This window comes from Bradyrhizobium sp. BR 10261 (assembly GCF_019455395.1).
In the GTDB taxonomy this organism is placed as follows: Bacteria; Pseudomonadota; Alphaproteobacteria; order Rhizobiales; family Xanthobacteraceae; genus Bradyrhizobium; species Bradyrhizobium manausense.
In genome coordinates this window covers 53958-79593 of sequence record NZ_JACOFQ010000026.1, presented here as the reverse complement: position 1 = coordinate 79593, position 25636 = coordinate 53958, and the positions used below count along the sequence as shown (strand labels likewise).

Genomic DNA, 25636 nt, shown 5'->3' with positions numbered 1-25636 from the left:
TTGACCGGGGCATCCAGTACGCCGCGGCGCCAGGTTTTCCGCAACAGGCGCCGCAGAGTACTGGATCGCCCGGTCAAGCCGGGCGATGACAGCGGTATTTGTGGCGTGAGATTTGCGTGAGCGTGTGATGGCGTATGCGGCGACAGCCGGGGGAATGAACGCAGCCGCACCGGCTGCGTCCGGCGTGCTCGCTCTCCAGCGCGCGTTGGTCTGGCTGGTCGGCGCCTCGGGCGCGATCGTCTTCATTGAGCCGAGCCCCTACGAGATCGCGACGCTGCTCGCCACGGTCGCGTTCTTTGCCACCGGCCTGCGCCTGAAGCTCGTGCTGATGCCGCTGGTGCTGGCCCTGGTGTTGCTCAATGTCGGCTACACCATCGGCGCGATCCCGCTGCTCGACGAGCCAGAGGTCGCAAGCTGGATCGCGACCTCCTGGTACATGGCCGTGACCGTGGTGTTCTTTGCCATGGTCATTTCCGAGGACACGGCGGCGCGGCTCGACATGCTGCGCCGTGGCCTCGTGGTCGGCGCGATGATCGCCTCGCTCTCGGCCATATCAGGCTATTTCAACCTGGTCCCCGGCGGCCATGATCTGTTGACGCTCTACGAGCGCGCCCGCGGCACGTTCAAGGATCCGAACGTGCTTGGCGCGTTCCTGATCCTGCCGGCGCTGTTTGCACTCCAGAGCGTGGTCTCGGACAAGCTCGCCAAGGCGTTCGGCAACGCCATCGCCTTCGCCATCATGGCACTGGCGATCCTGCTCGCCTTTTCCCGCGCCGCCTGGGGCGGGCTGATCCTGACCTCGGCCTTCATGCTGGCCCTGATGGTGCTGACCAGCCGCAGCAATGCCGAGCGCTCGCGCATCATCGTCATGACGATCGTCGCGGTCGTGCTGGGCCTCGCACTGATCGCGGTGCTGCTGTCGTTCGATTCCGTCGCCGAGATGTTCAAGCAGCGCGCGAGCTTCGACCAGAGCTACGACGAAGGCCGCTTCGGCCGGTTCGGCCGCCACATCCTCGGTGCGGAGATGGCGCTCGACTTGCCGTTCGGCATCGGCCCCCTGCAATTCCACCGCTACTTCCCCGAAGACACCCACAATTCCTACCTGAACGCCTTCATGTCCGGCGGCTGGCTCTCCGGCGTCTGCTATCCGGCGCTGGTCTTCACCACCGTCATCACGGGCTTGCACCACATCTTCGTCCGCGTGCCCTGGCAGCGCGCTTACCTCGCGGTGTTCTCCGCCTTCGTCGGCACCGTCGGCGAGAGCTTCGTGATCGACACCGACCACTGGCGCCATTTCTGGATGATGCTGGGCGCGATGTGGGGCATGATCGCGGCCGCACAGGCCTACAAGGTCAGGTCCGGCGAGGACGCTTCTTCAGCTTGAGATCGGGCCGCTGCTCCGGCGGCGTATCAAGCAGGCCCTTCAATGCTGCGGTCGCTGCGACCACGCCCTCGTAGCCCTCATTGGCAAAACGCAGCAGCAGGCGCAGCTCCTCGTCGGTATAGGCGCTGAAGACCTTCTCCATCGCCTGCTGCATCGGCACATAGAGCTGGCCGATCTTCTTCGCGGTCTCGGGCACGACCGCGATGAAAACCTTGCGACGATCGGCCTCGTCGCGCTCGCGTCGCACGAACCCTGCCTTCTCGAGCCGATCGACCACGCCTGTGATGGCGCCCGTCGTGAGCCCCGTCACCTCGGCAAGCCTGCCCGCGGTCACGCGCCCCTCGAGATAGAGAATATCCATGCATTCGAGGTCGGAATTGGCAATTCCAGCCACGTTCGCAACGGCTTGCCCATAGAGCACGCCCTGCGCGGACGACCGTCGCATCGCCTCTTCCAATTCTCCCAGCAACGCCGCGCGCGCCTTTGCCCTTGACAAAGCCAACCTCATATCTTAGCCGATATATATCTTAGCCACTAAGAGATTTAGCGGCCTTAATTTCTCCTAGCACCATGGAAACCTTGGGAGCAAGCCAATGCCTCACCGTCCCCGCAAGGCCCTCATCATCGGCGCCGGCATTGCCGGGCCCGTCGCTGCGATCCTGCTGCGCCGCGCCGGCATCGAATCCGCGGTCTACGAAGCCTGGCCCTACTCCAAGGGCATCGGCGGCGGCCTCCAGATCGCACCCAACGGCATGCATGTCATGGACGAGATCGGGCTTGCCGGCGAGCTGATCAGCCGCGGCTCGATCGCGGAGTCCTTCGATTTCTATTCGCAAGACGGCCGACGGCTCGGCTCGATCAACCGCGACATGGCGCGGCGGTTCGGCCAACCCGCCGTCAATGTCTGCCGCGCGACGCTGAACGAGATGCTGATCGACAAGGCCTGGTGCGCGTGCGCTTCGCTCTATTTCGACAAGCGCCTGATCAAGATCGAGGATCGCGGCGACCAGCCCGTGATCGCCTATTTCGCCGACGGCACCACGGCGGAGGGTGATTTTCTGATCGGCGCCGACGGCGTGCATTCGATCACGCGGCGCCAGGTTGTGCCTGATGGTCCCAAACCCTTCAACACTGGACTGATCGGCTTCGGTGGCTTCGTCCCTCTTTCGGCCCTCGGCGGCAGGGCGATCGGCGGGCGTGTCGAGACCACGTTCGGACAGAGCGGCTTCTTCGGCTACGGCTATTGCAGCCCGGATCCCAAGGACGGCGCGATGTGGTGGAGCACGCAGCCTGCGCACGGCATGAATGCCGCGATGTTTCGCACGCTCGACACACAGACGCTGAAGCAGCATCTGCGCGGCTTCCATCAGGGCTGGCACGATCCGATCCCCGGGATCATCGAGGCGGCCGAGAACATTGTGGTCACCGACACGCTCGACGTCGCGACCTTGCCGATCTGGTCACGCAAGCGATCGCTGCTGATCGGCGACGCCGCCCATGCAACCAGCCCGCATGCCGGACAGGGCGCCTCGCTCGCGCTGGAGGATGCGATGCGGCTCGCCCGCCTGATGCAGGAAGGTCAGGAGCTCAGTGCGACCTTCCAGGCCTTCGAAGCCGAACGTCGGCCCCGCGCGGAAAAGATCGTCGCCATCGCCCGGCGCAACGGCAACAACAAACGCGAGTTCAGCGCCGCCGGCGCGTGGATGCGAAATCAGATGATCAAACTGCTGTTGCCGCTGGGCTCGAAGGGCATGGATTTCATGTACGCCTATGACGCGAGGGCGGCGTAGCGACAATCTCGGTGTCGTCGCCCGTGGGCGACCCAGTATTCCAGAGACGGTGGTGATTTACCCGAGAGGCCGCGGCGTGCTGGATGCCCTTCGCGGGACATGACACCGTCCGCGGGGCAGCTACCTACCGCTCCACCTCAAACCTCAGCCCTGCGTGCTCCTGCAGCCGCCTGATCAGCTTGTGCTGCATCGCCGCGCCCGGAGTCCATAGACCGGCCGGAACGTCAGGCGCATCGCGCAGCAGGCAGACCGCGCATTCCGAGATCATCCTGGCCGTTGACGCATAGCCGGGATCGAGGTCGCCTTTGACCGCCGCGCGAACCTGGCGGCCATCGGGCGCGATCGCGATATAGAGCAGATCGTAACGACCGTTGTCGCGCTCTTCCTTCGACGGACCCTCGCCGGGCTTGAGCGCATCGGGGCCGGTCTTTTCGCTGTTGGCGGCCATGACGAGCTTGGCGTTGGCCTGCCCTTCGTCCCCCGGACCCGTCAGCACCATCTCGTCATAGACAAAGTCCCTGCCGTACGGAAATCCCATCAGCATGTTGGAACGATGGACATTGCGTGTGTTGAGCGTCGCCATCGCGAACGGGGCGGACCAGGATTGCAGATCCTCCTCAAAAACAGGCCTGTTGCCGCGCGGCTGCTTCGGCCCCTCGAATCCAGGCGTGAATGCGAAGGGGTCCTTGAGGATCGACACCAGGCTGAGATCCTGCGCAACCGCTTCGAAGGTGACCCTTGCACTCGCGGACGTGCCGCCGGAGAACTTCCAGCTGAGGTCGCGGACGCGCCCTTTGACGCGCGGCGCCGGCGCACCGAACACGCGCCTTGCTTCCTCCTGCACGAAGAACGCACCGAGCTCGAACGGCATGGAATCGAAGCCGCAGGAGAACATGATGCGCGCACCGCTCGCCTTTGCCGCCGCCTCGTGTCGATCAATCATCTGCTTGAGCCAGATCGGCTCACCGCAGAGATCCATGTAGTCGGTGCCCGAGGCGACGCAGGCGGCAAGCAGATCGGATCCATAAAGCTGATAGGGACCGACAGTGGTGACGATGAGCTTCGCCTGATCGACCATCGCCCGCAACGACGCCGGATCGGCGGCGTCCGCGACGATCAGCGGCGTGTCAGTGGGCGCGCCGATCGTATCGCGAACGGAGGCAAGCTTGTCCCTGCTGCGCCCGGCAAGCGCCCATGTCGGCGCGCCGTCACCGACGTAATGCGCAGCGAGATACTCGGCCACAAGCCGGCCGGTGTATCCGGTCGCGCCGTAGACGACGATGTCGAACTTCGCGGACACGGACCTTAAGCTTCCACCTCGAATGTCAGCCCGGCATTGTCCCGCAGCCGCTTGATCAGTCTGTGCTGCATCGCCGCGCCCGGCGTCCAGAAGCCGGATGCAACGTCAGTCGCGTCACGCAGCATGCAGATCGCGCATTCGGAGATCATCTTTGAGGTCGAGCCATAGCCGGGATCTCGGTCGCCGGTCACACCGGCGCGAACCCTGCGGCCGTCGGGCGCGATCGCGACATAGAGCAAATTGAAGAGCCCGTTCTCGCGCTCCTCCTTCGATGGCCCCTCGCCCGGCTTCGGCGCGCTCGGGCCGGTCTTCTCGGCGTTCGCCGCCATCACGCGCTTGGCGTTGGCCTCGCCCTTCTCGCCGGGACCGGTCAGGACCATCTCGTCATAGACGAAGTCCTGGCCGTATGGAAAGCCCATCAGCATGTTGGAGCGATGGACGTTGCGGGTGTTGATCAGCGCCATCATGAACGGCGCGGCCCAGGAGTTTAGATCTTCCTCGATCAGCGGCTTGTTGCCCCTCGGCTGCTTCGGACCGGTGAAGCCAGGCGTCAATGCGAACGGATCGTTCAGGATCGCGACCAGGCTCATGTCCTTGGCGACAGCATCGAAGGTCGCCTTGGCGCTCGCGGCAGTACCGCCCGAAAGCGTACCGCGCATGTCGCGCACGCGGCCTTTCACGCGCGGGGCCGGAGCGCCGAACACGCGCTTGGCCTCTTCCTGCACGAAGAACGTACCGAGCTCGAACGGCACGGAGTCGAAGCCGCAGGAGAACACGATGCGCGCGCCGCTCGCCTTCGCAGCCGCCTCGTATTTGTCAATCATCTGCCGCATCCAGATCGGCTCGCCGCAGAGATCGAAATAGTCCGTACCCGTGGCGACGCAGGTTGCCAGCAGCGCCTCGCCGTAGAGCTGATATGGGCCAACCGTCGTGATGACAGATCTCGTCTGCTCCGCCATAGCCTTCAGCGAGGCCGCATCGGACGCATCCGCCACGATCAGCGGCGTGTCGGCGGGCGCGCCGATCGCATCGCGCACGGATTTCAGCTTGTCGAGGCTGCGTCCAGCCATCGCCCATTTGAGCTGCTTGTCGTTTTTGTAATGCACCGCCAAATATTCGGCCACGAGCTGGCCGGTGAAACCGGTCGCGCCGTAGACGACGATGTCGAATTTCGCAGAGCTCATGACTGGCCTTTACTTCTTTGCGTAGCTCACACCCATGCCGGCGCGGACGTCGCTTTGAATTCCATAGGGCGGGATCGGATAGCGCAGGCCGTTTTTGGCCAGCGCCTTCATGCCTTCGATTGCCTTGGCGAGATGATGCGGCTTCAGCGCCATCAGCATCTCCTCATCAGGCACGCCGCCATAGCGCCGTTCGGCATAGCATGGCAAGGACAGGCTGGGCTCGCCTGATTTCAGCGCCCGCCCCCAGGAATCCGCGCACGCGGTCTCCCCGACCACCCCCCATTCGAACTTCTTGTAGCCGGTATATTGCAGCCCGTTGATCAGGATGATCATCTGGCCGGGGGTGGCGTAGACGAGGCAGATGTCGGGCGGATCGAGCCGGCCGCTTGCGAGCGGACTGACCGCGAGCGCCTGATACTGACCGAACGGGACCACGTCCAGCGCCTCTTGGCGCTTGCGCGCATCCTCCGCGGTGCCATGCCAGACCCCGACATAGTTTTCGCCAGCGAGCCATTTCTCGTCCTGAGGGCTAAGGCCGATCACCGCGCGGCACTGGTTGCCGACGAGATCGTTGCCGGTGATGCCGACGGTCCAGCCGAGCCGCGAGGCCATACTGACGATCTGGTCAGTGGTATGGATCGCAGTCGGCCGCCGGATCTTCGGGATCGCTTCCATGTCTTCGGCACGCGCGAACAGCTTCATGCCGATCACCGTGGTCTTCAGCCGCAACAGATTGTTGAGATCGGCGACGAGACCGGCAAGATCGATCCTGTCTGCACCCTGCTGTTGCATTGGAAGCCTCCCGACGGCTCGTTTGCGTTTCTGCGCTCTGTTCTAGTCCTTCGCAGGTCCCGGAAGCAACTCGCTGGTCCGGCCCATGAGGCGGTAGGCCAGAAGGCCGATCCATTCGCGCACCGCCACATCGGTGCGGCCGAGACCGTCCGCGCTGATATTGGTGAAAGAAAACAAATCGTCGGGCCCGCCCATCCGCCAGTCGACGGGATAGGCCTCGACGTCAAATCCGGCCTTGCGGAAAATGCCCATCGAACGCGGCATGTGAAAAGCCGAAGTGACCAGCAGCCAACGCTCGCCTGGCTTCGGCTGCACCAGGCGCTTCGTGAAGATCGCGTTCTCGTAAGTGTTGCGCGAGTTCCGCTCCACGACCAGGCGCTCTTTCGGAATGCCGATGCCCTCGAGGATCGGCACCGAATAGTCGGCCTCTCTGGCGTCGGTCGAGACCAGGTTCGCTGAGCCTCCCGTGAAGACGATACGTGCCTTCGGATAACGGCGTGCGAGCTCGGCCGGCGCCAACAAGCGATCGGCCGCACGCGCGACCACCGGCGTGCGATGCGCCGCCGACAGATCGGTATCAACGGAGCCGCCCAGCACGATGATGCCGTCGGGCGCGCCGCGCGATGGATCCCACGGCGGAAAACGCGATTCCAGCGGATAGAGCAAGAGATTGCCGAGCGGCGAAAATGCGGCGAGCGCGAGCAGGACCAGCGTGGTCACGGCCAGCTTGCGGCCGAACCGGGCAAAGCGCGTCGCCATCAGCACGACCGCGATGATCCCGAGCTCGACCAGAAGATTGAGCGGCAGCACCGCGGCACCAAGCGTCTTGGAAAGAACGAAGAACAGAAGAAACCTCGCTGAAACGATCGTAGCTGTGACACGCGGGCTTGACCCGCCCGCTTGTCTTCAGAAATCTTCTTGGAAGAGGATCGATTGCCAGGTCAAGCCCGGCCGTTGCAAGTTCTCGAGCGCTCTCGAATGAAAACGACTGGACCCCGCAAATGACCCAACACCACCTGCATGCGAGCGCCGAAACCTGCCATTGGGGCTTCTTCGAAGCCAGCCTCAAGCCAGTCCTCACTGTCGCAAGCGGCGACGAGGTCACGGTCGACACCATCAGCGGCGGGCCCGAAGTGATCCCGGACCGCAACAGGTTTCACGTTCCGCCTGAGATGGCCGAGGTGCATGCGAAATCCGATCGGATGGTGCCAGGTCACATTCTCACCGGGCCGATCGCCGTCGGCGGTGCCGAACCCGGCGACGTCCTCCAGATCGATATCCTCGACGTCCAGCTTCGGCAGGATTGGGGCTGGAATCTGATCAAGCCACTCGCCGGCACCCTGCCCGACGATTTCCACGAGACCCGACTTCTCAACATCCCGCTGGACCGGGCGCGGATGGTCGGCCGTATGCCCTGGGGCCTCGACCTGCCCCTGAAGCCGTTTTTCGGCGTGATGGGCGTTTCGCCGCCCGCCAGCTGGGGCCGCATCTCCTCGCTCGTCCCGCGCGCCATGGGCGGCAACCTCGACAACAAGGAGCTCGGCGCCGGCGCGACGCTCTATCTGCCAGTGTTCGTCCCCGGCGCGATGTTCTCCTGCGGCGACGGCCATGGCGTGCAGGGCGACGGCGAGGTCTGCGTCACCGCGATCGAGACGGCGCTCTCGGGCCGCTTCCGGCTGACGCTGCGCAAGGATTTGCGGTTCGCCTATCCGCGCGCGGAGACGCCGACCCACTACATCACCATGGCGATGGACCCCGACCTCGACCAATGCGCGGTCCGCGCGCTGCGCGACATGATCGCGCTGCTCGGCGAAACGCGAAACCTCTCGCGCGAGGACGCCTATACGCTGTGCAGCCTCGCAGCCGATCTGCGGGTGACCCAGACCGTCAACGGCTCCAAGGGCATCCATTGCATGATCGAAAAGGCGATCGTGCACGGCTGAGCCCGGCCCAACCTCCTGCCTGCCGACATCACGCGCTGCCCGGCAATCCCGCGCGGCGCGTCGGGGCGCGCCAATTTTTCTGAGCGATTCCAATACGCTGTGCCACCGATAAAGCCCGGATTTGACTTCCACCCCAGAACCTAAATAGAGTCTTAATCGTTACTTTTATGTACCTGAGTAAGAGGCTAGCGTTCGGGCCATGGCCACCGAAAAAGCCGAGACTGACCGCATTCCCGTGACCTTGGCGCTCTCGACCATCACCTATCTGGAAAAACTGGTGAGACAGGGCACCCACGGCACCAGCGTTCCCGGCGTCGCACGGACATTGATCGAGGAGGGCATCCGTCTCGCCATCAAGGACGGGCTTTTGTCGATCCGCGACAATGGCAGGACGTGAACGCGCGACGAGCGTGAAGCGGACGGATCTCGAGCTGCTGATGGCCGGATGTCGCAACCTGGGACCGTTACAAATGCCTGTGCTCTCTCCGACCTGGACCGTTGAACGAATTGAACTGCTGAAGCAACACTTCGAGGCCGGCCTGTCCTGCCGCGAGATCGCGGCCGACATCGGCGTCAGCCGCAACGCCGTGATCGGCAAGCTGTCGCGCCTCAATCTCACCCGCGGCCGCACGCTCGACGAGCGCAGGCTGCAGGACCGAACGCCCGTCCCGCGCCCGCCCAAAGCGGTGCCTCGCCTGCAATTTGAAATGCTCGCCACGATCTACGGCGAAGCAGACACGGCAGGGATGACCGGGCCGATCGACGACACCAACCGTTGCTCATTGATGGAGCTCGATGCCAATCGCTGCCGCTGGCCGATCTCGACGCCCGGCGCCGAGGATTTCTGCTTCTGCGGCAACGCCGCGCACGACGGCCAGCCCTATTGCATCGGCCACAGCCGCCTCGCCTACCGGCCGAACTCCCGCGCCCGAATCATGCGCGGCTGACGCGAGTTCTACCCTCTCCCCCACAACAAAAAACCTCCGGCAGGGCACTACCGGAGGTTTCTGGAGGCTTAGCGTGAAGCTAAGAGCCGTGACTTTCGAAATCGGCTGAGAGCTATATAGCTTACTAACTCAGGTAAGTAAATAAGATTGGTGACGCTTGAATCGCATAGCTCGTCTTCGCCGGCCGCGCAGGTGATTTCTGATTTCTGGAATCAGCCTTGACCAAGAAAAAAGCCCCGGCGGTCGCCCGCCGAGGCTCTCCGATCGATCGACGCGATCGATGATCAGAAGTTGCGCTGGGCGCGCAGCATCATGGTGAACGAGTCCTGGTCCTTCAGCTCGTACACAGCGGCCGGCTTGGCGGCGCTGGCAATCGCCGGAGCGTTGATGAAACCAGAGTACTTCTGGTCCAGGCGCGACCAGCTCAGGTCAGCCGTGAACGCCAGGTTCTTGACCGGAGTCCACACGGTGTTGACACCGACGACACCGAAGTTGAAGTCGGGGTTACAGGTCGAACCAGCCACGGCGATGGTAGCGAAGTTGGCGCAGATCATGGACTTGCCCGCCGAGCCATAGCTCAGCGAACCATAACCACCATAGATGGCGCTCGCCCAATTCGGGCTCCAGTTGTGGGTATAACCACCGCGAACGCCCCAGGTCTTGACGGTATCGATGCCGGTACCGGTTCCGAAGACGCCATCAGCAAGACCGGCGAAGCCGATGCTCTGATAGGCCGAGCTGCTGCTGCCGAACATGAAGAAGGCTTGCGGGAACAGGCTCTGGAAGTTGTAGCGGGTCGCACCATCCGTATAGACGGCCTGCAGGTTGATCACGTCACCCGCACCGGTCGGGATGTTCTTGATCGACAACGAGCCCTGCACAGCCCAGCCCCACTTGTCGCTGGGATGACCGCTGGTTTCTGTCGTGCCGTAATAGGCCGCATGCAGGTCATGCGCAGCGACCGAAATCTGGGCCAGACCCCAGGCCTGGTCGACACGGACCGCACCGGTGATGTCGGGTGAACGTGTTCCACCCCAATCGTTGGCGCCATAGACGCCGGTCACGAACTGGGCGGCCGTGCCCGACGAGACGTTCCAGAGATTGGACTGGCCGTTCGACGCCGTCGTCTCTTCCTCCAACGCGATCGAACCGGTGATGCCCTGCCCGAAATCAGCCGTGTAGGCAACCTGGTTGATACCGTTGGTGTGATTGCTTCCGCCCGGAAGGGTATCGGGGCCACCCGCCACATAGCTCTGCCACGGGGCATCGAAGATCGAGACGGTGCGACCGAAGGTGAAGCCGGCGAACTGGATGAACGCGTGGTAGAGACCGAGCGCAGCCGAGCTGGACGAGATCGCGGACGGGTTGCTGCCGGTGACGTCGGACGAACTATAGGTGAAGACCATGTCGGCATAGGTTCGCACGACGCCGTATTCGGTCGCGGTGCGCGTATCGACGTTGAGGTCCATACGAGCGCGGGCGAGATAGTAGTTGGTCAGGCGGTTGTTCGACCCACCGTTCGCAGAGCTGGTGCTCTTGTTGAAGTCATAGTCGCCACCACCGCCGAGAACAGCGTCAGCGCGGACGTAACCACCGAACTTGATGCAGGTGTCGGTGCCCGGCATGTAGTAGAAACCCGCACCGTACAGCGAGCAGATCTTCACGTATTCGACCGCCTTGGCCTTGACCGGAAGATCAGCCGCCTGAGCTCCACCGACGGCGATCAGACCCGCCGCAGTGCCGAGCAAAAGGCTCTTCACCACTTTCATTTAAAACCTCCAAGTTGCTCATTTTACGGAGATCGGACCGGATGGCCCCCCAGATCCCCGTCTCTTCATCAAATCCGCTCGGCCGCTTCGCGCTTTCGGACGTACCCGCGAAAGACGCGAGGGACGTGAGCGAACCACCTGCAACGGGACGATCGAGAACCCCCCACCGTCACGGATGAATATGCCTGCGCTGTTCCGTTAATCAAAATAGTTTATTAGATCAGCTTTGTTGTTTCACTAACGGTGTGTCTGCGGCGCAACACCGCCCCCGGGCGAAAATGCTGACCGGCTCATATTTGTAGTTTCCGTGACACAATTACCCTGCTCTGCACTTGCGTCAGGGCAGACTTGCGTGGACTATGCCCGCCACGAAGACTGGCGAGAATGAATCAGTTTGCGGGAGTGACGCGGTGTCAGCGACGAGGAAAGAAGGGGCGCGCCTCCGCTCCGCCGGCAATCTCGATATCATCAGGCGCTTCACCTGGGAGATATCCTCGATCAACATGTACCTGGAGGAGCTGCGTCAGTTCTGGGCCAGGACGCTCGGCATCAGCGGACCGCAATGGCTGATCCTGATGGCGATTTCCGACCTCGACAAGAACGACGGCGTGCCCATCAACGTGGTCTCCAAGCTGCTTCACGTCGACCCGTCCTTCGTCACCACCCAGTCCAAGCTTCTCGAGAAAAAGGGCCTGCTGCGCCGCCGCCCCTCGCCAACGGATGCCCGCGTGGTGCGGCTGTCGCTGGTCGAGAAAACGCAGAAACACATCGCGAGCCTCAACGAGCAGTACAAGACGATTCGCGAATTCGTCTTCCAGGAATTCGACGAGAACGAGCTGACGGAATTCACCGCCAAGCTCGCGACACTGAAGAGCCGGCTCGAGAAGGCCTGCGTCAGGATCTCCCTGGACTTCTAGGGCTTCTCGGCCTGAAGGCCGCTCAGATCCGCTTCCCGGCAGCCCCGAGCTGCGATTCGAGCCAGTCGAAGATGTATTCGTTGGCAAGGCTCGGATTGTCGGCATGTGCCTGCGCCGCGCCGGTCTCCGCTGCGGTGAACACCTTCAGCACGATGTCCGAGCTGCCGAGCCGGGATTTCTGCACGATCTGCTGCGCTCGGTCGGCCTCGAGCCAGCCGTCCTCGCCCAGCGTGATCAGCACCGGGCACTCGGCGCCTGACGCCATCAGCGGCGCATGCGGCACCGGGACGATGCTGAGGTCCCTCATGGCAAAACGGCTGGCAAAGAACGACCGCTCGTGCAGATCCCACAGACCGCCATCGCAGACAGCCGCGGCAAATCGCGGCTCCAGCAACACCGCGCGGGCGACGAACGATGAACCCCACCCGTCGGCCACGATCGCAACGCGATCGAAATCGACATCGCTGCGCAGCTCCAAATAATCCATGGCGCTGGTGATCGAGCTCTCGATGTCCCGACGCTGCAGCAGCACGTCCATGTAGTCGTCGCGCTCGTCGCCGAGCAGATCGAGCGCCAGCATCGCAAATCCGCGCTCGCGCGCATGCGGCGCAAGCTTGACCAGGAATTCCTCCTTGCGATGCCCGGGCTCGCCGATGCAAATCACGGTCGGAGCGCGACCGTTCGCGGCAGGCGCGGGCAGGAAATAGCCCTGCAATGAATGGCCTTCGACCCAGGGGATTGTCACGACCTCGCCGGCAGGCCCGCGCGCCGCGAGGAAGCGGCGGGCACATTCCTGCATCGCGAGCACCGCGACCCAGCGGCGCTCGTCGGCGGGATCGAGCGGCATCGCGGCTGCACCGTAATAATTCATCGCGCGCAGCCAATTGCGTTGCGCGGTGACCATGTGGCCTTCGGCGAATGCCGCCTCGGCACGCTGTCTGTTGGCCTGGGCCAGCTTCTTCCACTCGCGATGCCAGGACGGTTCGTCGCCGTGCTGGAGCCGGCGTGCGATCATCAGGCATTCGGCGATGGTGGCGCCACCCTCTTGTGCCGCGGTCAGCAACCGGGTGAACTCAGCGGAGATATCTTCTCTCTCCGGGCAGAGGATGAAGTCGTCGGAGAGGGATGCGGGTATCATCGGAGCGACGCTCTGTCGTGGCATTACTCCTGATTCACTAAACTATTTTGGTTCCCCGACCAAGCAGCGCTGCGCCGAATGAGACCCATTCAAGATCACCATCGCTTGAACGCGGGAATATCATTGCATGCGTGATTTCGGTTTCGCCAAGACGTCGTCAGCACCAGCAAGGGGCGCCGGCAAATACCTGGGTAAAATGTGTCGCGCGCCCCTTGCGATGACGATGATCATCCCTACGTAGGCAAGCCGTTATTGGCAGCCTCAGCCAAGGGGAGGCAGCCAACAAGGGGAGGCAGCCAAGGAGAGTCAGCCAAGCCGCCAGCCGACCTCCTGGGTAAAACTTTCGTAGAAGGCGCGGTCATAGGCCTGCTCTGGCGTCGCGCGGACACGCTCATCGAGACGTTTTGCGTCATCCCCCACAAGAATACGCCACCGCTCTGCCTTGACGCCATCCAGGATGATCTTGGCGGCCTGTGCAGCGGTCGTCGGTGCATCCTCGAGGAAGCTGCGGGCGCGCTCGGCGAACGCCGCCTGGATGTCCTCGTCCGACATTTTGTCAGCATCTGGCACGCCGGCCGCGACCATGCGCTTACGGGTCAGCGCGACCTCGTCGGCATTGAGCCGCTCCGAGCCGTCGCCGCTCTGCACCTTGCGCGAATTGGAAACGATCGAGGTGCCGATATGACCGGGCATCACCACCGAGCATTTGACATGCGGGGCATGCAGGCGGAGATCGGTGATCAGCGCTTCGGTGAATCCCTTCACTGCAAATTTCGCCGAGCTGTAGGCGGTGTGCGCCTGGCCCATGCCGATCGAGGCCCAGAAGCCGTTGACGCTGGCGGTATTGACGATGTGGGCTTCGTCCGCCGCAACCAGCATCGGCAGGAAGGTGCGGACGCCGAGATAGACGCCGCCCCAGCAGATGTTGAAGGTGCGCTCCCACTGCTCGCGCGTGTTGGTGAACAGGCTGCCGCCGCCGCCGATGCCGGCATTGTTGAACAAGAGATGGATCTTGTCTGTCTTCTGCTGCTCGGCGAGTTCATCGCGAAAACGCCTAAGATGATCCTCGATCGAGACGTCGGCGACATGGGTGGTCACACGCAGGCCCTGCGGCAGCTTCTCAACCTCGCAAAGCCGCTTGGTCTCGGCCATCGCGGCTTCCGAGACGTCGCACATCGCGACGTTGCAGCCTTCGGCCACGAGCTGCCGCGCGAGCTCCCGCCCCATGCCCGTGCCGCCACCGGTGATGACGGCGATCTTTCCAGCAAATTCCTTCATGGGACTTTAAGCCCTCCCCTTGTTTTTCTTCTGTTGGCCTTCGAGCGATGCACGGGGCCTGCACGAACTGTAGCAGCGCGTTGGGCGCGCTGTCACGGATCGCGCGACGCCGCCGGGTTGCCCGCCTGCCTCGACCAGTTCAACACGACCGCACGATCCTCTGCCTTGAACGCACGCCAGAACACGACACGCCAGGCGCCGGTCGCAAGCCATATCTGCATCGCGTAGTCATTGTTGCGAATGCGCATGATGCTTGACCACGGCACCGTCAGGGCGAAACCGGCGGCATCGCGGGTGGTGAGACCGCTTCTGCTGGCCGCGTCTGCCAGATCGGCACGCCGTCGATTGGTGGGGTTCGAGCGCCGCCGAAGTGCTTATCGCCGCTTGAAAATCACCGTCGCCGCGGTCTTGTCTGGCGGTGACGCGTGGCATCCGAATCAGCTCATTTCTCCCCTGATTCTTTGGGTTCCCCGTATTTGTCCGGCTTCGGTTAAGGGACAATTTTTTTACAATCCGAATCGTCAAATGGGGCATTGGGGCGAGCAGGCCCAGCCAGCGTGTCGTTTCCGACACAGGCTGTGGCACTCGGCTTGCATCCTCCTCGTGGTCGAAACTGCCGATGAGGTGACTGGGATGTTCATAACCGTCGTTGCCGTGCTCTGCCGGCTTGGCGCTGCTGCCTCGGGCAGCTGTGTCGAGGAAATCGTGACCGACAGCAACATGACGCCCGACATGTCGATGATGGCATGTGCGGTCGGTGCGCAGGCCCCGCTTGCAAAATGGATGGACGAGCATCCGATCTATCGCGCAAATTGGCGCCTCGAGCGCTACAAATGCGTGCCGGGTCACTACGAGATCAAGGGCCGCGCCTAAGGCCCCGCAAAACCGCTGATATCGAGGAGACGCCCGCGGAGCCGCATTGTCCCTCCATGCGGCCACCACCGACGCAAGGTCTCACGCGAGGCCGCGCGCAGCGTGACATCGGTCACGCTCTTTCCTTAAGCCACCGCCCCCAAAATCATCGCACGCGCCCGCCGGCCCTCCGGCGTCGGCATCAGCGCGTAATTGTGCGGCTGGTCACGCCACAGATGCAACTCCACCGGCACCCCAGCTGCCCGTGCTCGTGCCGCGAGATCGACGCTGTCGGGGTAGAGCAGATCGCGCGTGCCCGAAAAGATCGTCATCGGCGCCAGCGCGCGGAACGCGCCATTGAGCGGGCTGACAAAGGGATGGCCGACATCGAGCTCGCCGGCATAGAGCCGCGCGGCCTCGATCATGCCAGGAATATCCTGGATCGGATCGCGCGCGGCGATCTCGGCTTGCTCGGGGCGGCCGACGGAGGCGTCGGCAGCCGGCGAGATCAGCATCAGCCGGTTCGGCTGGCGATGGCCGCGGTCGCGCATCCATTGGCACGCTGCAAGCGCAAGACCCGCGCCGGCCGAATTGCCGACCACCGTGACCTTTGCCTCCCCCGCATCCTCCAGCAGCATCCGCAACAGCTCGGCGGTTGCAGGCACGACATCCTTCGCGGTGGCGCGCGGCGCCAGCGGATAGATCGGTACGACGCAGACGACGCCCGCCTCGCGTGTCATCTGGCCGACAAAGCGCCAATGCGCCGGCACGATCTCGTTGATGTAGCCGCCGCCGTGCAGGAACATGACGAAATTGCAGCCCTCATGGCCCGACGACGGCGCGGTGTAATAGACCGGCCATCCGCCCATCTTGGTCAGCATCGCCTCGACGCCGCGCCCCAAGCCTGTCGGCTCGAACGATGCAGGCGCCAGCGCCAGCTTTTGCACATGGGCCTGCACGGCCTCCGCCGAGGCGAGCTGCTGCTTGTAGGGAAGCTGCCGCAGCAGCAGGTTGAACAGGCGGCTCTGCAGGCTCGGCGCGGGATCGCGACCGGCCGGCGGACTGAACACGCAACCCACGGGACAAAACTGCAAGGCCGACACGATCCTGGCAACGCTCATGGACACATCCCTATCTGGCTCGTCCGAGGCGGCGACAAAGAGGCTTGCTGACCCGCCGCCCCTCGGCAATATAATGCGAGCATTCACTCGCTTTTCCTACTCGCATTCAGATCACAAGCCCGTGGGCCGCAAGCCGCCGACAAAACCCCGAAAAAGCGCTTCGCAGCAGCGATCCCGCGCCACGGTCGATGCGCTGGTCGAGGCGACCGCTCGCATTCTGGTCAAGGACGGTTTCGAGAAGACCAGCACCAACCGCATCGCCGAAATCGCCGGCGTCAGCGTCGGCTCGCTCTATCAATATTTCCCGAGCAAGGAGGCGCTCGTCGCCGCCGTGATCGATCGTCACAACGAGGAGATCATGGCAATCGTCCGTGCAGCGCTCATCGAGGTTGCCGACATGCCGATCGAGAAAGCCGTGCGCCGCCTCGTCACCGTTGCGATCGAAGCCCACCGCATCAACCCCAAACTGCATCGCGTGCTCGCCGAGCAGATCCCGCGGGCGGGCAAGCTCGACGTCGAAGCCTTCAACCGCGAGGTCCACACCCTCATGCGCGCCTATCTCGACAGCCACCGCAAGGAGATGCGCAGGATCGACCTCGATATCGCGACCTTCATCTGCGTCAGCACCATCGAAGCCGTCGCGCACAACACGGTGCTGAACCAGGCCGAGACGCTGCCGGACCGGATCGTGCGGACCCTGGTGGATGAGACGACGCGGATGGTGGTGGGATATCTGCGGCCGCCCGCCTAGCTAGATCAGCCCCGACGCTGGACATCATCGAACCGAGGCCGCGATCGATTCGCGGGCGACCGGGACGACACGCCGCACCCCGTTACCGAACTGTCGCGAGTCAAGAACCCGTGCGCCAGCCACGCAAGGGATTGAATCCCGCGCGAAAGGTCATTACCTGACAAAGTCAGATGATTAAGTCACCAGAATGGAAGGCGATCGCCATCGCAGGGACGGTTGCGTGCGTCTCGATGTCGCTTCTGGCCGTCGACGCAGCGCTGGACCTGAACGTCGGTGGCCTGACCAAGCGCCTGGAGAGTGCGCAAGCTTCCATCGTGGACACGATGGGGCAATATCAACTCGCGTTCGCGGTTCCGACCTGGGCTCGTGGCAAGCCTCCCGCGGACCAGCCGTGTCCGCGCAGCCGATGCTGATCACCAACCGCTGACGTCGGATGAGCACAGGAGATCGCTTGCCGATCCCGCGATCACGCAAGCATTCTGACCCTTCTCTGAAGAAAATGGTCGGAGCGAGAGGATTTGAACCTCCGACCCCTAGTCTCCCAGACTAGTGCGCTAACCGGGCTGCGCCACGCTCCGAACGTCGTTCCATTAGCTAGGATCGGCGCGATGCGCAAGGCGAGCCGCAGCATTTTGGCGTCGACGCTGAAAGGCCGGAACTACCCACAAAGCCGAGGAAAGCCCGTCAGCCGTCCTTCAGCGCCTGATCCAGCATTTCGCGGCAGGCCACGAGGTCGGCGAGCACCCGTCCCAGCCGTTCCCGGTCCAGCGCGCTGGGCCCGGCCGGCGCGGCGGGCGTGCCGCCCTTGCGGAAGGTGGTGAGGATTTCCTCGTCGTCGACCTCGGTGAAGCGGAAGTCGATGCCCTCCTCCTCGTCACCCTGATAGTCGTCATCGTCGGCATCCGTGATGCCCTTGATGGGCGGCTCCTCGTCCGGCTCCATCAGGCTGGCGCCGATGGCATCCTCGATCGCCCCGAACGAGACTGCGGCTGCGCCGTCGGCCAGGCCCTGCACTGATTTGACGCCGTGCTCCTTCAGGATCCGCTGCACCCCGCGAATGGTGTATCCCTCGCCGTAGAGCAGGCGGCGGATGCCCTTGAGCAGGTCGACATCGTCTGGGCGGTAATAGCGGCGGCCGCCGCTGCGCTTCATCGGCTTGATCTGGGAGAACCGGGTCTCCCAGAACCGCAGCACGTGCTGCGGAATGTCGAGTTCCTGCGCTACTTCACTGATGGTTCGGAACGCATCCGGCGCCTTGTCCAAATGCCAATCCTTATCCGTTGGGCGGTTACGCCTCGGGTTGAGCCTTGCTGGCATCGCCATTGGTGCGGTGCTGGGCGTTGATCCGCTGCTTCAGGATCGCCGACGGCTTGAACACCATCACCCGCCGCGGCGAGATCGGCACCTCGGTGCCGGTCTTCGGATTACGGCCGATACGCTGGCCCTTCTTGCGGACCATGAAAGAGCCGAACGAGGACAGCTTCACCGTCTCGCCCTTTTCAAGGCAATCGGTGATCTCCTTCAGCACGAGTTCCACGAACGCGGACGATTCCGTCCGCGACAGGCCCACCTTCTGGTAGACGGCCTCGCAGAGATCCACACGCGTTACGGTTTTGCTTTGATCGGTCATCGCCCTGCCCCACATCACGGCGAACAATTGTTGTCTGAAATTAGGAGCTTACAATACGGCGGTCAACACCGCTCATCAATGCAGACGCATCGATATAAGGCGCAAATTCCGGCAAAATTTTATCTGATGTGGCTTTACCAGCGCACCAGCGCGGAACCCCAGGTGAAGCCGCCGCCCATGGCTTCCAGGAGAACCATGTCGCCGCGCTTGATGCGGCCGTCCTTGCGCGCCACCGCCAGCGCCAGCGGTATAGAGGCTGCCGAGGTGTTGCCGTGGCGGTCGACCGTCAGCACCACCTTCTCCGGCGCGATATGGAGCTTGTGGGCCGAGGCATCGATTATTCGCTTGTTGGCCTGGTGCGGCACAAACCAGTCGATGCTGTCGGCATTGAGCCCGGTTGCCTGGAAGGCGTCGACGATCACGTCGGTGATCATGCCGACCGCATGCTTGAAGACCTCGCGGCCCTCCATGCGCAGGTGACCGACCGTCTGGGTCGAGGACGGCCCGCCGTCGACGAACAGCTTGGCCTTGTGCCGGCCGTCGGAGCGCAGATGCGTCGTCACCACGCCACGGTCGGTGGCAGCCTTGCCCGGCTGCTCCTGCGCCTCCAGCACGACCGCGCCGGCGCCGTCGCCGAACAGCACGCAGGTGCCGCGGTCGTTCCAGTCGAGGATGCGCGAGAAGGTCTCGGCGCCGATCACCAGCGCGCGCTTGTAGGCGCCGGTGCGCAGGAAATTGTCGGCGGTCGCCAGCGCAAATACGAAGCCCGAGCACACCGCCTGCAGGTCGAAGGCCGCGCCGTGGTTGATGCCAAGCGCGTGCTGGACGGCGACGGCCGTTGCGGGGAAGGTGTTGTCAGGCGTCGAGGTCGCGAGCACGATCAGCTCGATCGACTGCGCATCCACGCCGGCATCGGCGAGCGCGGCCTGCGCCGCCTCGATCGCAAGATGCGAGGTGAATTCGCCCTCGGCGGCAATGTGCCGTTCGCGAATACCGGTGCGTTGCACGATCCATTCGTCGGACGTGTCGATACGCGCCGCCAACTCGGCGTTGGTCACCACCTGCTCCGGCAAATAAGAGCCGCAGCCGAGCACGACCGAACGAATCTGAGTCACGAAACAGCCTCCTGCGCGGTCTGCACGGAATTGAGTGCACCACCCTCGCGGTTGAGCATCTGATTGATCTTGTTCAGGAGATCGTAGTGAGCCATCTCATAGCCAACATCGATCGCATAGGCAAAGCCTTCGGCGTTGATTCCGCCGTGGCTCTTGACCACCAGTCCGTTGAGACCCAGCAACACGCCGCCATTCGACTTGTTCGGGTCCATCTTGTCGCGCAGGGCCTGGAAGGCATTGCGGGCAAACAGATAGCCGAGCTTGGCCAGCCAGCTCCGCTGAATCTCGTGACGGAGTAAGTCCGCCATCTGGCGCGCGGTTCCTTCGGCGGCCTTGAGCGCGATATTGCCGCTGTAGCCCTCGGTCACGATCACATCGGCCATGCCCTTGCCGATGCCGTCCCCCTCGACGAAGCCGATATATTCGAGTTCCGGCAGGTCCATCGCGCGCAGCATTTCGGCGGCCTCGCGGATCTCCTCGTGCCCCTTGATCTCCTCGGTCCCGATATTGAGGAGGCCGACCGTGGGGCGCTTCTTGTCGAACACCACGCTCACCATGGCTGCGCCCATCACCGCGAGCGCCACCAGATGGCGCGCATCGCCGCCGATGGTGGCGCCGAGATCGAGCACGACAGTCTGGCCGCGCGTGGTCGGCCAGATCGCTGAAATGGCCGGGCGGTCGATCCCAGGCAGTGTGCGCAGATGGAACCGGGCCATCGCCATCAGCGCGCCGGTGTTGCCGGCGGAGACCGCGACATCGGCCTCCCCCTTCTTCACCGCATCGATGGCGAGCCACATCGAGGAGGTCTTGCGGCCGCGCCGCAGGGCCTGGCTCGGCTTGTCCGAGCCGCTGACGGCAACGTCGGTGTGAACGATCCTCGAGACGGCCTTGAGCTCCAGATGCCGATCGAGCTCGGGCTCGATCCTGGCGCGGTCCCCGACCAGCAGGAATTCGGTGTCCCGATGCCTCGCGAGGGAAATGGCTGCGCCTGGAATGACCACGGCAGCGCCGTCGTCGCCCCCCATGGCGTCCAGCGCGATGCGAACCTTGCTTGGCATAAAAGTCCCGGAAACCTGGTCTGGTACGGTCCTGAACGGACGGGCCGCAAAATGGATTCGCCATGGACAATGGCGACCGGCCAAGCGCCACGCCGCACCCGGACCGGGGCGCGACAATAGCGTTTTGTTATCCCGAAACAACCTCTTGCCCCCAGCCTTTTGGACTAAGGGCGATCTGATCGCGGGCGCTCGAATTCAAGAAAATATCATAATAATCAAATGGATGATGCGGACTTTCAAACCGGTCCGGCAAGGACCTCACACGACGCAGGACGGCGGTCTTACGGGGAATGCCCAGCTATTTGCCCTTCTTCTTGCCCCGCTTGTTGTCCTGGAGCGCCTTCAGCGCCGCGAACGGATGGTCCTCGGGATCAGGCGCGGCGACCTCTGCCTCAAACACGGCACCTGGCTTGCGGGGGTATGGATCGATCGCCAGGAACAGCGCATCGGTCGCAATCCGGCCGAGGTCGATGATGCCGTTGACGATCGCCTCGGGCGGATCGGCGACATCAGGCGGCCCCTCGTCGTCCCGCCCTTCCTCGATCAGATCCTCCAGCCGCCGCGTCTCGGCCTCCGGGGCAAAGGTCAGATCGACCTCCTCGTCAATCTCGCTCTCGATCGGATCGAGCGTGACCACGCAGGTCTGACCGATCCGGGCGCGCACCCGGCCCGTGACCTGGACCCGGCCGCCGCTCTTCGGCTCGACGTCGAAATCGGCATGGGCCGACAGGACGTCGCGCAGGCCCGCGACTTCCGCCATGGCCCGACGCTCGGCTGCCGAGGCTTCGAGCTCACGGTGGAGCCCGGTATCGGGAATTTGTGCCACCGTTACGGGTGAACGCCAGGGATCCGGCTCGGACCCGGCCATCGATCGGTTCATGACGTCTCACCCTCCCGAAGCGGCGCGCGAAATTTGAAGGAGCCCTGCAAAAGGGCGGAATCGCCGGCCTGGCCGAGATCGGCATCAGCCGCCGCCGCGTAGCCGGCGAGCCGACGCGCCTGATCCAGCCCTGAGCCATTCAAGATATTCTTGCAGATCGCCTGCGCCAGCGCCTCCGTGCCGGCCTCGATCGCCTGGTCGTAAGCCTGGACGCGGCCGTAAAAGGCCTCGCCGAAGGCCCTCATCCGCTTCGGAACGGACTGGTCGCCCACGCCCATCTCGCGCAGATTGTCGTCCATATCCTCGCAAAAGCGGTCGAACAGGGCCTGCGACAACTCCGCACCGCCCTGGACGACAGCCCGCAGCCGCCGCAGCAACAGCCAGAGGTGCAGGAGTAACAGGTCGAAGCGGCCGTTAACCGTATCAGGCACGCCCAAGTCCCGGTAAAATATGGGTTCTCGCGCCTGCGTCACGATCATGCCATAGATGGCTTCAATGGTGCCGGCCGGGGCGAGCCGGGGTTTCCTGAAGTGATTGAACGGCCAAAGCATTGTGGTTTCCGCAAGCGGGCGCGCGCGAGTTGCATTCAGACGCCCAGCCCGGTACTTCAGCGCCTCGCGCGACGCAAGGGGACGGAATCAGTTCCGCTATGACGATAACGAACCAGACCAGCCTGCGCGCAACCCGGCGGCGCGGCCTTAACGCATGCTGGCGCGGCCTGCGCATGCTCGCGGCCGTGACCCTGGTTGGCGCCGCGCTCGCAGGCTGCACCGGCGAGCAGTTCCAGAAGGGCTACATCCTGCCGCCGGGTGCGCTCGAGCAGATTCCGATTGGCGCGAGCCAGGACCAGGTGCTGATCGTGATGGGCACCCCCTCCACCGTCGCGACCCTGGACGGTGAGGTGTTCTATTATATCTCGCAGCGCTCGGAGCGCCCCGTCGCCTTCATGAATCAGAAGGTGGTCGATCAGCGCGTGATCGCGATCTATTTCGACAAGAACCGGCGCGTGCGCCGGCTTGCGAATTACGGCCTGCAGGACGGCAAGATTTTCGACTCCATCAGCCGCACCACGCCGACCTCGGGCCAGGAGATGAGCTACCTCACGCCGCTGTTCAAGCTGCTCAGCTTCAACTGAGATCGAGCTGAGCTGTTCGCCTGCGGCGTCGTGACGCTCTCCGCACGGCGCGCATCGTCGCCCGCGACTTGCCGTTGCGCACCAGGTTCCCTACGCTCCCAGCAAAACAAGAAGCCGGGAGTGGATTCGTGCCCAAGAGACTTCAGAACAGATTGTTGTCCCGTCGTCGCGTGCTTGCGGGGGCCGCGGGCCTCTCGGCCGCAGCGATCCTGCCGCGATCGAGCCTTGCCGACTGGAAGCCGACCGAGAACGTCCGCATCATCGTGCCGGCCGCGGCCGGCGGCTCGACCGACGTGATGGGCCGGCTCCTGGCTGCGCATCTGCAAACCGCCTGGGGCCAATCGGCCGTGGTGGAAAACCGCTCCGGCGGCGGCGGCACGATCGGGACCGCCGAGGCCGTGCGCGCCAAGCCGGATGGTCACACCATCCTGATCGGCAACCCCGGCCCGAACGCGATCGCCTACAGCATCTTCAAAAACCTCACCTACAAGCCGGACCAGCTCCAGCCTGTCTCCAACATGATCCGGATCCCCAACATCGTGTCGGCGCATCCGAAGACCGGCATCAAGTCGGTCACGGAGCTGATCGCCTATCTGAAGGCCAATCCGGACAAGCTGAGCTACGCCTCATCAGGCGTCGGCCAGAGCCCTCACCTCACCGGCGCCTGGTTCCTTCAGCTCACCGGGCTGAAGATGACGCACATCCCGTTCCGCGGCGCCGGCCCCGCGCTCCAGGCCGCGCTCGCCGGTGACATCCAGGTCCTGTTCGACAATCTCTATCCGAGCCTACCGCAGGTGCAGAACGGCACGCTCAACGGCCTCTGCGTCACCACGACAGAGCGCAGCGAGCTCGCACCAAACTTGCCGACCATGCGCGAATGTGCGCCGGAGCTTGCGAATTTCGACGTGTCGTCCTGGTTCGCGGTGTTTCTGCCAAAGGGCGCGCCTGCGCCCGTGCTCGAGGCGCTCAATCTCCAGATCAAGGCGATGCTGGAGCGCGACGACATCAGGAAGAACATCGCCGCCATGGGTGCGCGCGCCGACTACGGCACGCCGCAGCAGTTCGCGGACTTCGTGGAGGCCGAGACGAAGAAATTCGCCGGCATCATCCAGAAGGAAGGATTGCAGATGGACGTGCAGTGACGCTTCGCAGTGCTCGTAATGACGGGATGGGAGATATCGCCGACCGAACAAAAGCGCCACGGGGTTTTATCTCGTCGTTTGCGCAGTTCAGTGCGCCAACACGCCCCCCGACAGAACGTGAAAAACAACCCCATGCACAGTAGAGGCACCTCGCAGCCTGGCACGGTGTCCATGCGATCAAGCTATTGCCGCGTCGAGGAAATCAGCGACAAGGTTGGCCAACGCGCAGAAATCGCGCAGCAATTGCAGTTCGAGGTCATGGCATATTCGTCTTTTACGAATTTCGATTGACGCGTCGGGCAAAACAGCGCACCTACTTCACACGGGGCGTGCCGATCGCCACACCGGTGAGCGTCCCGTTTATGTGCATCGGGCCATACAGTTCACCATAGGTATTGCATCCAAACACGCGATGGGCCCGGTACAGTTCGGACATGTCGCGATCGCATTGATGCTCGACGCCCAAGCGCCTCTGAACGGACTCGAAACCGATGTAGAGAGCGACCTCCCCGATTTCTTCATGGATTTGCGCGAAAAGATCACTGGTCGGATCGATCGGGTCACGCAGTGTGGCCACTGTAAACACGAGGCCTTTGTCAATGGCGGCGGCAAAATGTAGCGTGCCGTCCGCATCGATCCGGCGTATCGAGCGCGCGTAATACGCATCGCCGATCCGTACGAGCACTGGATGGGATGCAAATGCAGTCACATCGAGTACGCCGCCGGCGAGGCCGGCCATGCGAGAATACTCGGCTGCTGCGGGCTCGGCATTCAATTCACTGACAGTGCGTCGATCTGGATCAGCCTCCGTTACTACCATTTTTTCCGTGCTGGGCTCCCAAGTGTCGCAAGAGAAGATGAGGAACGGCAACGACGTCCTAAACACAAGGAGCACCGCCGCGTCTGTATGGGCGCGGCCCCCGAAGTAGACCCAGCTACGCTCAAATCGCAGGCCATCTGCGGCCGAGCCGCCAACCAACGGGATATGATCAAGCGAGGCATACACCGCCGCCAATACGACCTCTTCCCGCTGGCACATGCCATCGATGAGCAAGAGCCCGAAACAGCGCTCGCCATCGGCATTGCCGTCTTGTCGGAAGAAGCGATGCCGAATATCTGGGCCAAGAGTGCTGTTGTCTTCGATGCGAAAATCCGAGAGCCCCAGGATGGGGTGAGCAGTCACGTCGAAGTCGGCTGCGCTGAAGGCGAGCGCGACGATGCTGTTGTCATCCCATCCGTTCAGCGCAATCTCGCCGGCGGTCGTGCAACCGAAGACTGGCGTGCCATTGAAGCGGGCTGCCATTTCGGCCGCAAACCGTTGCGGGTCGTAACAAGGCGAAACAAACACTAGAACCGCCGCAAGCCCACTGGCCGGGAGAACGCTTGCCAGTTCCGCCGCCGCACCCGCGGCGGTAGACGCTTTCGTCTCGACCGCTACAACACCAGATGGGCATCGATTGAGCATCGGAGTGAGAAGCCTGGCTGCTGAAGCGCGATGAATTCCGATTGA

27 protein-coding genes and 1 tRNA gene are annotated in these 25636 nt (G+C 63.4%); 10 read left to right on the top strand and 18 right to left on the bottom strand.

Annotation, left to right across the window (positions count from 1 at the left end; all coding sequences use genetic code 11):
* The first annotated feature begins 127 nt into the window (after positions 1 to 127).
* Complete coding sequence (locus HYH07_RS27000) at positions 128 to 1384, top strand: O-antigen ligase (RefSeq protein ID WP_220005340.1); 1257 nt, start codon at positions 128 to 130, stop codon at positions 1382 to 1384.
* Here HYH07_RS27000 and HYH07_RS26995 read toward each other — a convergent pair.
* A complete protein-coding gene (locus tag HYH07_RS26995; RefSeq protein ID WP_220005339.1) occupies positions 1353 to 1829 on the bottom strand; it encodes a MarR family transcriptional regulator in 477 nt (158 codons plus the stop codon). The genes HYH07_RS27000 and HYH07_RS26995 overlap by 32 nt on opposite strands.
* A 148-nt stretch (positions 1830 to 1977) precedes the next feature.
* On the opposite strand from HYH07_RS26995, the gene HYH07_RS26990 reads away from it, so the two are divergent.
* On the top strand, positions 1978 to 3174 hold the full coding sequence (locus tag HYH07_RS26990) for an NAD(P)/FAD-dependent oxidoreductase (RefSeq protein WP_220005338.1): 1197 nt from the start codon (positions 1978 to 1980) through the stop codon (positions 3172 to 3174).
* Positions 3175 to 3298: 124 nt separating this feature from the next.
* On the opposite strand, the gene HYH07_RS26985 is transcribed toward HYH07_RS26990, so the two are convergent.
* Genes HYH07_RS26985 through HYH07_RS26970 form a run of 4 tightly spaced genes read right to left on the bottom strand, consistent with a single transcriptional unit; the run spans position 3299 to position 7260 of the window.
* Complete coding sequence (locus HYH07_RS26985) at positions 3299 to 4474, bottom strand: trans-acting enoyl reductase family protein (protein WP_220005337.1); 1176 nt, start codon at positions 4472 to 4474, stop codon at positions 3299 to 3301.
* A 5-nt stretch (positions 4475 to 4479) separates the two neighbouring features.
* The gene (locus tag HYH07_RS26980) at positions 4480 to 5658 is read right to left on the bottom strand and encodes a trans-acting enoyl reductase family protein (protein WP_220005336.1); all 1179 of its coding nucleotides are present in this window, start codon (positions 5656 to 5658) and stop codon (positions 4480 to 4482) included.
* A gap of 9 nt (positions 5659 to 5667) precedes the next feature.
* A complete protein-coding gene (locus HYH07_RS26975; RefSeq protein WP_220005335.1) occupies positions 5668 to 6450 on the bottom strand; it encodes a DUF169 domain-containing protein in 783 nt (260 codons plus the stop codon).
* Between the two features lie 42 nt (positions 6451 to 6492).
* On the bottom strand, positions 6493 to 7260 hold the full coding sequence (locus HYH07_RS26970; protein ID WP_220005334.1) for a YdcF family protein: 768 nt from the start codon (positions 7258 to 7260) through the stop codon (positions 6493 to 6495).
* Between the two features lie 191 nt (positions 7261 to 7451).
* On the opposite strand from HYH07_RS26970, the gene HYH07_RS26965 reads away from it, so the two are divergent.
* The 3 genes from HYH07_RS26965 (at position 7452) to HYH07_RS26955 (ending at position 9340) form a co-directional block, all read left to right on the top strand.
* Positions 7452 to 8393 carry an acetamidase/formamidase family protein gene (locus tag HYH07_RS26965; protein ID WP_220005333.1) on the top strand — a complete coding sequence of 314 codons (942 nt, stop codon included), beginning with the start codon at positions 7452 to 7454 and terminating at the stop codon, positions 8391 to 8393.
* A gap of 199 nt (positions 8394 to 8592) precedes the next feature.
* Positions 8593 to 8790, top strand: a complete 198-nt coding sequence (locus tag HYH07_RS26960; RefSeq protein ID WP_007603456.1) for a hypothetical protein — start codon at positions 8593 to 8595, stop codon at positions 8788 to 8790.
* Positions 8791 to 8863: 73 nt separating this feature from the next.
* The gene (locus tag HYH07_RS26955; protein ID WP_220005332.1) at positions 8864 to 9340 is read left to right on the top strand and encodes a GcrA family cell cycle regulator; all 477 of its coding nucleotides are present in this window, start codon (positions 8864 to 8866) and stop codon (positions 9338 to 9340) included.
* 284 nt (positions 9341 to 9624) lie between these two features.
* Here the strand turns inward: HYH07_RS26955 and HYH07_RS26950 are convergent, their stop codons facing one another.
* On the bottom strand, positions 9625 to 11109 hold the full coding sequence (locus HYH07_RS26950; protein ID WP_220005331.1) for a porin: 1485 nt from the start codon (positions 11107 to 11109) through the stop codon (positions 9625 to 9627).
* 410 nt (positions 11110 to 11519) lie between these two features.
* Here HYH07_RS26950 and HYH07_RS26945 point away from each other — a divergent pair, with 410 nt between their 5' ends.
* Positions 11520 to 12026, top strand: a complete 507-nt coding sequence (locus HYH07_RS26945) for a MarR family transcriptional regulator (RefSeq protein WP_220005330.1) — start codon at positions 11520 to 11522, stop codon at positions 12024 to 12026.
* Positions 12027 to 12048: 22 nt separating this feature from the next.
* On the opposite strand, the gene HYH07_RS26940 is transcribed toward HYH07_RS26945, so the two are convergent.
* The 3 genes from HYH07_RS26940 to HYH07_RS26930 all read right to left on the bottom strand — a co-directional run bounded on the left by HYH07_RS26940 (position 12049) and on the right by HYH07_RS26930 (position 14690).
* On the bottom strand, positions 12049 to 13164 hold the full coding sequence (locus HYH07_RS26940; protein WP_220005329.1) for an alpha/beta hydrolase: 1116 nt from the start codon (positions 13162 to 13164) through the stop codon (positions 12049 to 12051).
* Positions 13165 to 13470: 306 nt separating this feature from the next.
* Complete coding sequence (locus HYH07_RS26935; RefSeq protein WP_220005328.1) at positions 13471 to 14442, bottom strand: SDR family NAD(P)-dependent oxidoreductase; 972 nt, start codon at positions 14440 to 14442, stop codon at positions 13471 to 13473.
* A 92-nt stretch (positions 14443 to 14534) separates the two neighbouring features.
* Positions 14535 to 14690: a hypothetical protein gene (locus HYH07_RS26930; RefSeq protein WP_220005327.1), complete on the bottom strand. Its 156-nt coding sequence runs from the start codon at positions 14688 to 14690 to the stop codon at positions 14535 to 14537.
* Here HYH07_RS26930 and HYH07_RS36430 point away from each other — a divergent pair.
* A complete protein-coding gene (locus tag HYH07_RS36430) occupies positions 14689 to 15315 on the top strand; it encodes a hypothetical protein (RefSeq protein ID WP_228749785.1) in 627 nt (208 codons plus the stop codon). The genes HYH07_RS26930 and HYH07_RS36430 overlap by 2 nt on opposite strands.
* A 125-nt stretch (positions 15316 to 15440) precedes the next feature.
* On the opposite strand, the gene HYH07_RS26920 is transcribed toward HYH07_RS36430, so the two are convergent.
* Positions 15441 to 16415: an alpha/beta hydrolase fold domain-containing protein gene (locus tag HYH07_RS26920; protein ID WP_220005326.1), complete on the bottom strand. Its 975-nt coding sequence runs from the start codon at positions 16413 to 16415 to the stop codon at positions 15441 to 15443.
* 121 nt (positions 16416 to 16536) lie between these two features.
* Here HYH07_RS26920 and HYH07_RS26915 point away from each other — a divergent pair, with 121 nt between their 5' ends.
* Positions 16537 to 17166 (top strand): TetR/AcrR family transcriptional regulator, encoded by a 630-nt coding sequence (locus HYH07_RS26915; protein WP_220005325.1) that lies wholly within the window; start codon positions 16537 to 16539, stop codon positions 17164 to 17166.
* 500 nt (positions 17167 to 17666) lie between these two features.
* On the opposite strand, the gene HYH07_RS26910 is transcribed toward HYH07_RS26915, so the two are convergent.
* The 7 genes from HYH07_RS26910 to HYH07_RS26880 all read right to left on the bottom strand — a co-directional run bounded on the left by HYH07_RS26910 (position 17667) and on the right by HYH07_RS26880 (position 22400).
* Positions 17667 to 17744: transfer RNA gene (locus HYH07_RS26910), tRNA-Pro, on the bottom strand.
* Positions 17745 to 17850: 106 nt separating this feature from the next.
* Positions 17851 to 18429 carry a MerR family transcriptional regulator gene (locus tag HYH07_RS26905; RefSeq protein ID WP_220005324.1) on the bottom strand — a complete coding sequence of 193 codons (579 nt, stop codon included), beginning with the start codon at positions 18427 to 18429 and terminating at the stop codon, positions 17851 to 17853.
* Between the two features lie 25 nt (positions 18430 to 18454).
* Entirely contained in the window at positions 18455 to 18796 is a 342-nt protein-coding gene (locus HYH07_RS26900; protein WP_018456841.1) for an integration host factor subunit alpha, read from the bottom strand.
* A 134-nt stretch (positions 18797 to 18930) separates the two neighbouring features.
* On the bottom strand, positions 18931 to 19911 hold the full coding sequence (locus HYH07_RS26895) for a beta-ketoacyl-ACP synthase III (RefSeq protein WP_220005323.1): 981 nt from the start codon (positions 19909 to 19911) through the stop codon (positions 18931 to 18933).
* Positions 19908 to 20969, bottom strand: a complete 1062-nt coding sequence (plsX, locus tag HYH07_RS26890; protein ID WP_220005322.1) for a phosphate acyltransferase PlsX — start codon at positions 20967 to 20969, stop codon at positions 19908 to 19910. Before plsX ends, HYH07_RS26895 begins: the two co-directional genes overlap by 4 nt.
* 298 nt (positions 20970 to 21267) lie before the next feature.
* The gene (locus HYH07_RS26885) at positions 21268 to 21849 is read right to left on the bottom strand and encodes a DUF177 domain-containing protein (RefSeq protein WP_220005321.1); all 582 of its coding nucleotides are present in this window, start codon (positions 21847 to 21849) and stop codon (positions 21268 to 21270) included.
* Positions 21846 to 22400 (bottom strand): ubiquinol-cytochrome C chaperone family protein, encoded by a 555-nt coding sequence (locus HYH07_RS26880; protein WP_220005320.1) that lies wholly within the window; start codon positions 22398 to 22400, stop codon positions 21846 to 21848. The genes HYH07_RS26885 and HYH07_RS26880 overlap by 4 nt, the downstream gene beginning before the upstream one ends.
* A gap of 98 nt (positions 22401 to 22498) precedes the next feature.
* Between HYH07_RS26880 and HYH07_RS26875 the strand changes: the two genes are divergently transcribed.
* Both HYH07_RS26875 and HYH07_RS26870 read left to right on the top strand, forming a co-directional pair.
* A complete protein-coding gene (locus HYH07_RS26875) occupies positions 22499 to 22984 on the top strand; it encodes an outer membrane protein assembly factor BamE (RefSeq protein ID WP_220005319.1) in 486 nt (161 codons plus the stop codon).
* 128 nt (positions 22985 to 23112) lie between these two features.
* A complete protein-coding gene (locus HYH07_RS26870) occupies positions 23113 to 24126 on the top strand; it encodes a tripartite tricarboxylate transporter substrate binding protein (protein ID WP_220005318.1) in 1014 nt (337 codons plus the stop codon).
* Between the two features lie 313 nt (positions 24127 to 24439).
* Here the strand turns inward: HYH07_RS26870 and HYH07_RS26865 are convergent, their stop codons facing one another.
* Positions 24440 to 25591, bottom strand: a complete 1152-nt coding sequence (locus HYH07_RS26865; protein ID WP_220005317.1) for an FIST N-terminal domain-containing protein — start codon at positions 25589 to 25591, stop codon at positions 24440 to 24442.
* Between the last annotated feature and the right edge of the window lie 45 nt (positions 25592 to 25636).

What these genes read in the sequence shown, in the direction of transcription:
- HYH07_RS36430 (WP_228749785.1), top strand. Translation starts at nt 14,689, where the DNA reads ATGATGCTTGACCACGGCACCGTCAGGGCGAAACCGGCGGCATCGCGG.
- HYH07_RS27000 (WP_220005340.1), top strand. Translation starts at nt 128, where the DNA reads ATGGCGTATGCGGCGACAGCCGGGGGAATGAACGCAGCCGCACCGGCT.
- HYH07_RS26965 (WP_220005333.1), top strand. Translation starts at nt 7,452, where the DNA reads ATGACCCAACACCACCTGCATGCGAGCGCCGAAACCTGCCATTGGGGC.
- HYH07_RS26950 (WP_220005331.1), bottom strand. Translation starts at nt 11,109, where the DNA reads ATGAAAGTGGTGAAGAGCCTTTTGCTCGGCACTGCGGCGGGTCTGATC.
- HYH07_RS26865 (WP_220005317.1), bottom strand. Translation starts at nt 25,591, where the DNA reads ATGCTCAATCGATGCCCATCTGGTGTTGTAGCGGTCGAGACGAAAGCG.
- HYH07_RS26975 (WP_220005335.1), bottom strand. Translation starts at nt 6,450, where the DNA reads ATGCAACAGCAGGGTGCAGACAGGATCGATCTTGCCGGTCTCGTCGCC.
- HYH07_RS26930 (WP_220005327.1), bottom strand. Translation starts at nt 14,690, where the DNA reads ATGCGCATTCGCAACAATGACTACGCGATGCAGATATGGCTTGCGACC.
- HYH07_RS26885 (WP_220005321.1), bottom strand. Translation starts at nt 21,849, where the DNA reads ATGAACCGATCGATGGCCGGGTCCGAGCCGGATCCCTGGCGTTCACCC.
- HYH07_RS26920 (WP_220005326.1), bottom strand. Translation starts at nt 16,415, where the DNA reads ATGAGCGTTGCCAGGATCGTGTCGGCCTTGCAGTTTTGTCCCGTGGGT.
- HYH07_RS26880 (WP_220005320.1), bottom strand. Translation starts at nt 22,400, where the DNA reads ATGCTTTGGCCGTTCAATCACTTCAGGAAACCCCGGCTCGCCCCGGCC.
- HYH07_RS26955 (WP_220005332.1), top strand. Translation starts at nt 8,864, where the DNA reads ATGCCTGTGCTCTCTCCGACCTGGACCGTTGAACGAATTGAACTGCTG.
- HYH07_RS26875 (WP_220005319.1), top strand. Translation starts at nt 22,499, where the DNA reads ATGACGATAACGAACCAGACCAGCCTGCGCGCAACCCGGCGGCGCGGC.
- HYH07_RS26990 (WP_220005338.1), top strand. Translation starts at nt 1,978, where the DNA reads ATGCCTCACCGTCCCCGCAAGGCCCTCATCATCGGCGCCGGCATTGCC.
- HYH07_RS26980 (WP_220005336.1), bottom strand. Translation starts at nt 5,658, where the DNA reads ATGAGCTCTGCGAAATTCGACATCGTCGTCTACGGCGCGACCGGTTTC.
- HYH07_RS26995 (WP_220005339.1), bottom strand. Translation starts at nt 1,829, where the DNA reads ATGCGACGGTCGTCCGCGCAGGGCGTGCTCTATGGGCAAGCCGTTGCG.
- plsX (WP_220005322.1), bottom strand. Translation starts at nt 20,969, where the DNA reads ATGCCAAGCAAGGTTCGCATCGCGCTGGACGCCATGGGGGGCGACGAC.
- HYH07_RS26940 (WP_220005329.1), bottom strand. Translation starts at nt 13,164, where the DNA reads ATGATACCCGCATCCCTCTCCGACGACTTCATCCTCTGCCCGGAGAGA.
- HYH07_RS26935 (WP_220005328.1), bottom strand. Translation starts at nt 14,442, where the DNA reads ATGAAGGAATTTGCTGGAAAGATCGCCGTCATCACCGGTGGCGGCACG.
- HYH07_RS26960 (WP_007603456.1), top strand. Translation starts at nt 8,593, where the DNA reads ATGGCCACCGAAAAAGCCGAGACTGACCGCATTCCCGTGACCTTGGCG.
- HYH07_RS26900 (WP_018456841.1), bottom strand. Translation starts at nt 18,796, where the DNA reads ATGACCGATCAAAGCAAAACCGTAACGCGTGTGGATCTCTGCGAGGCC.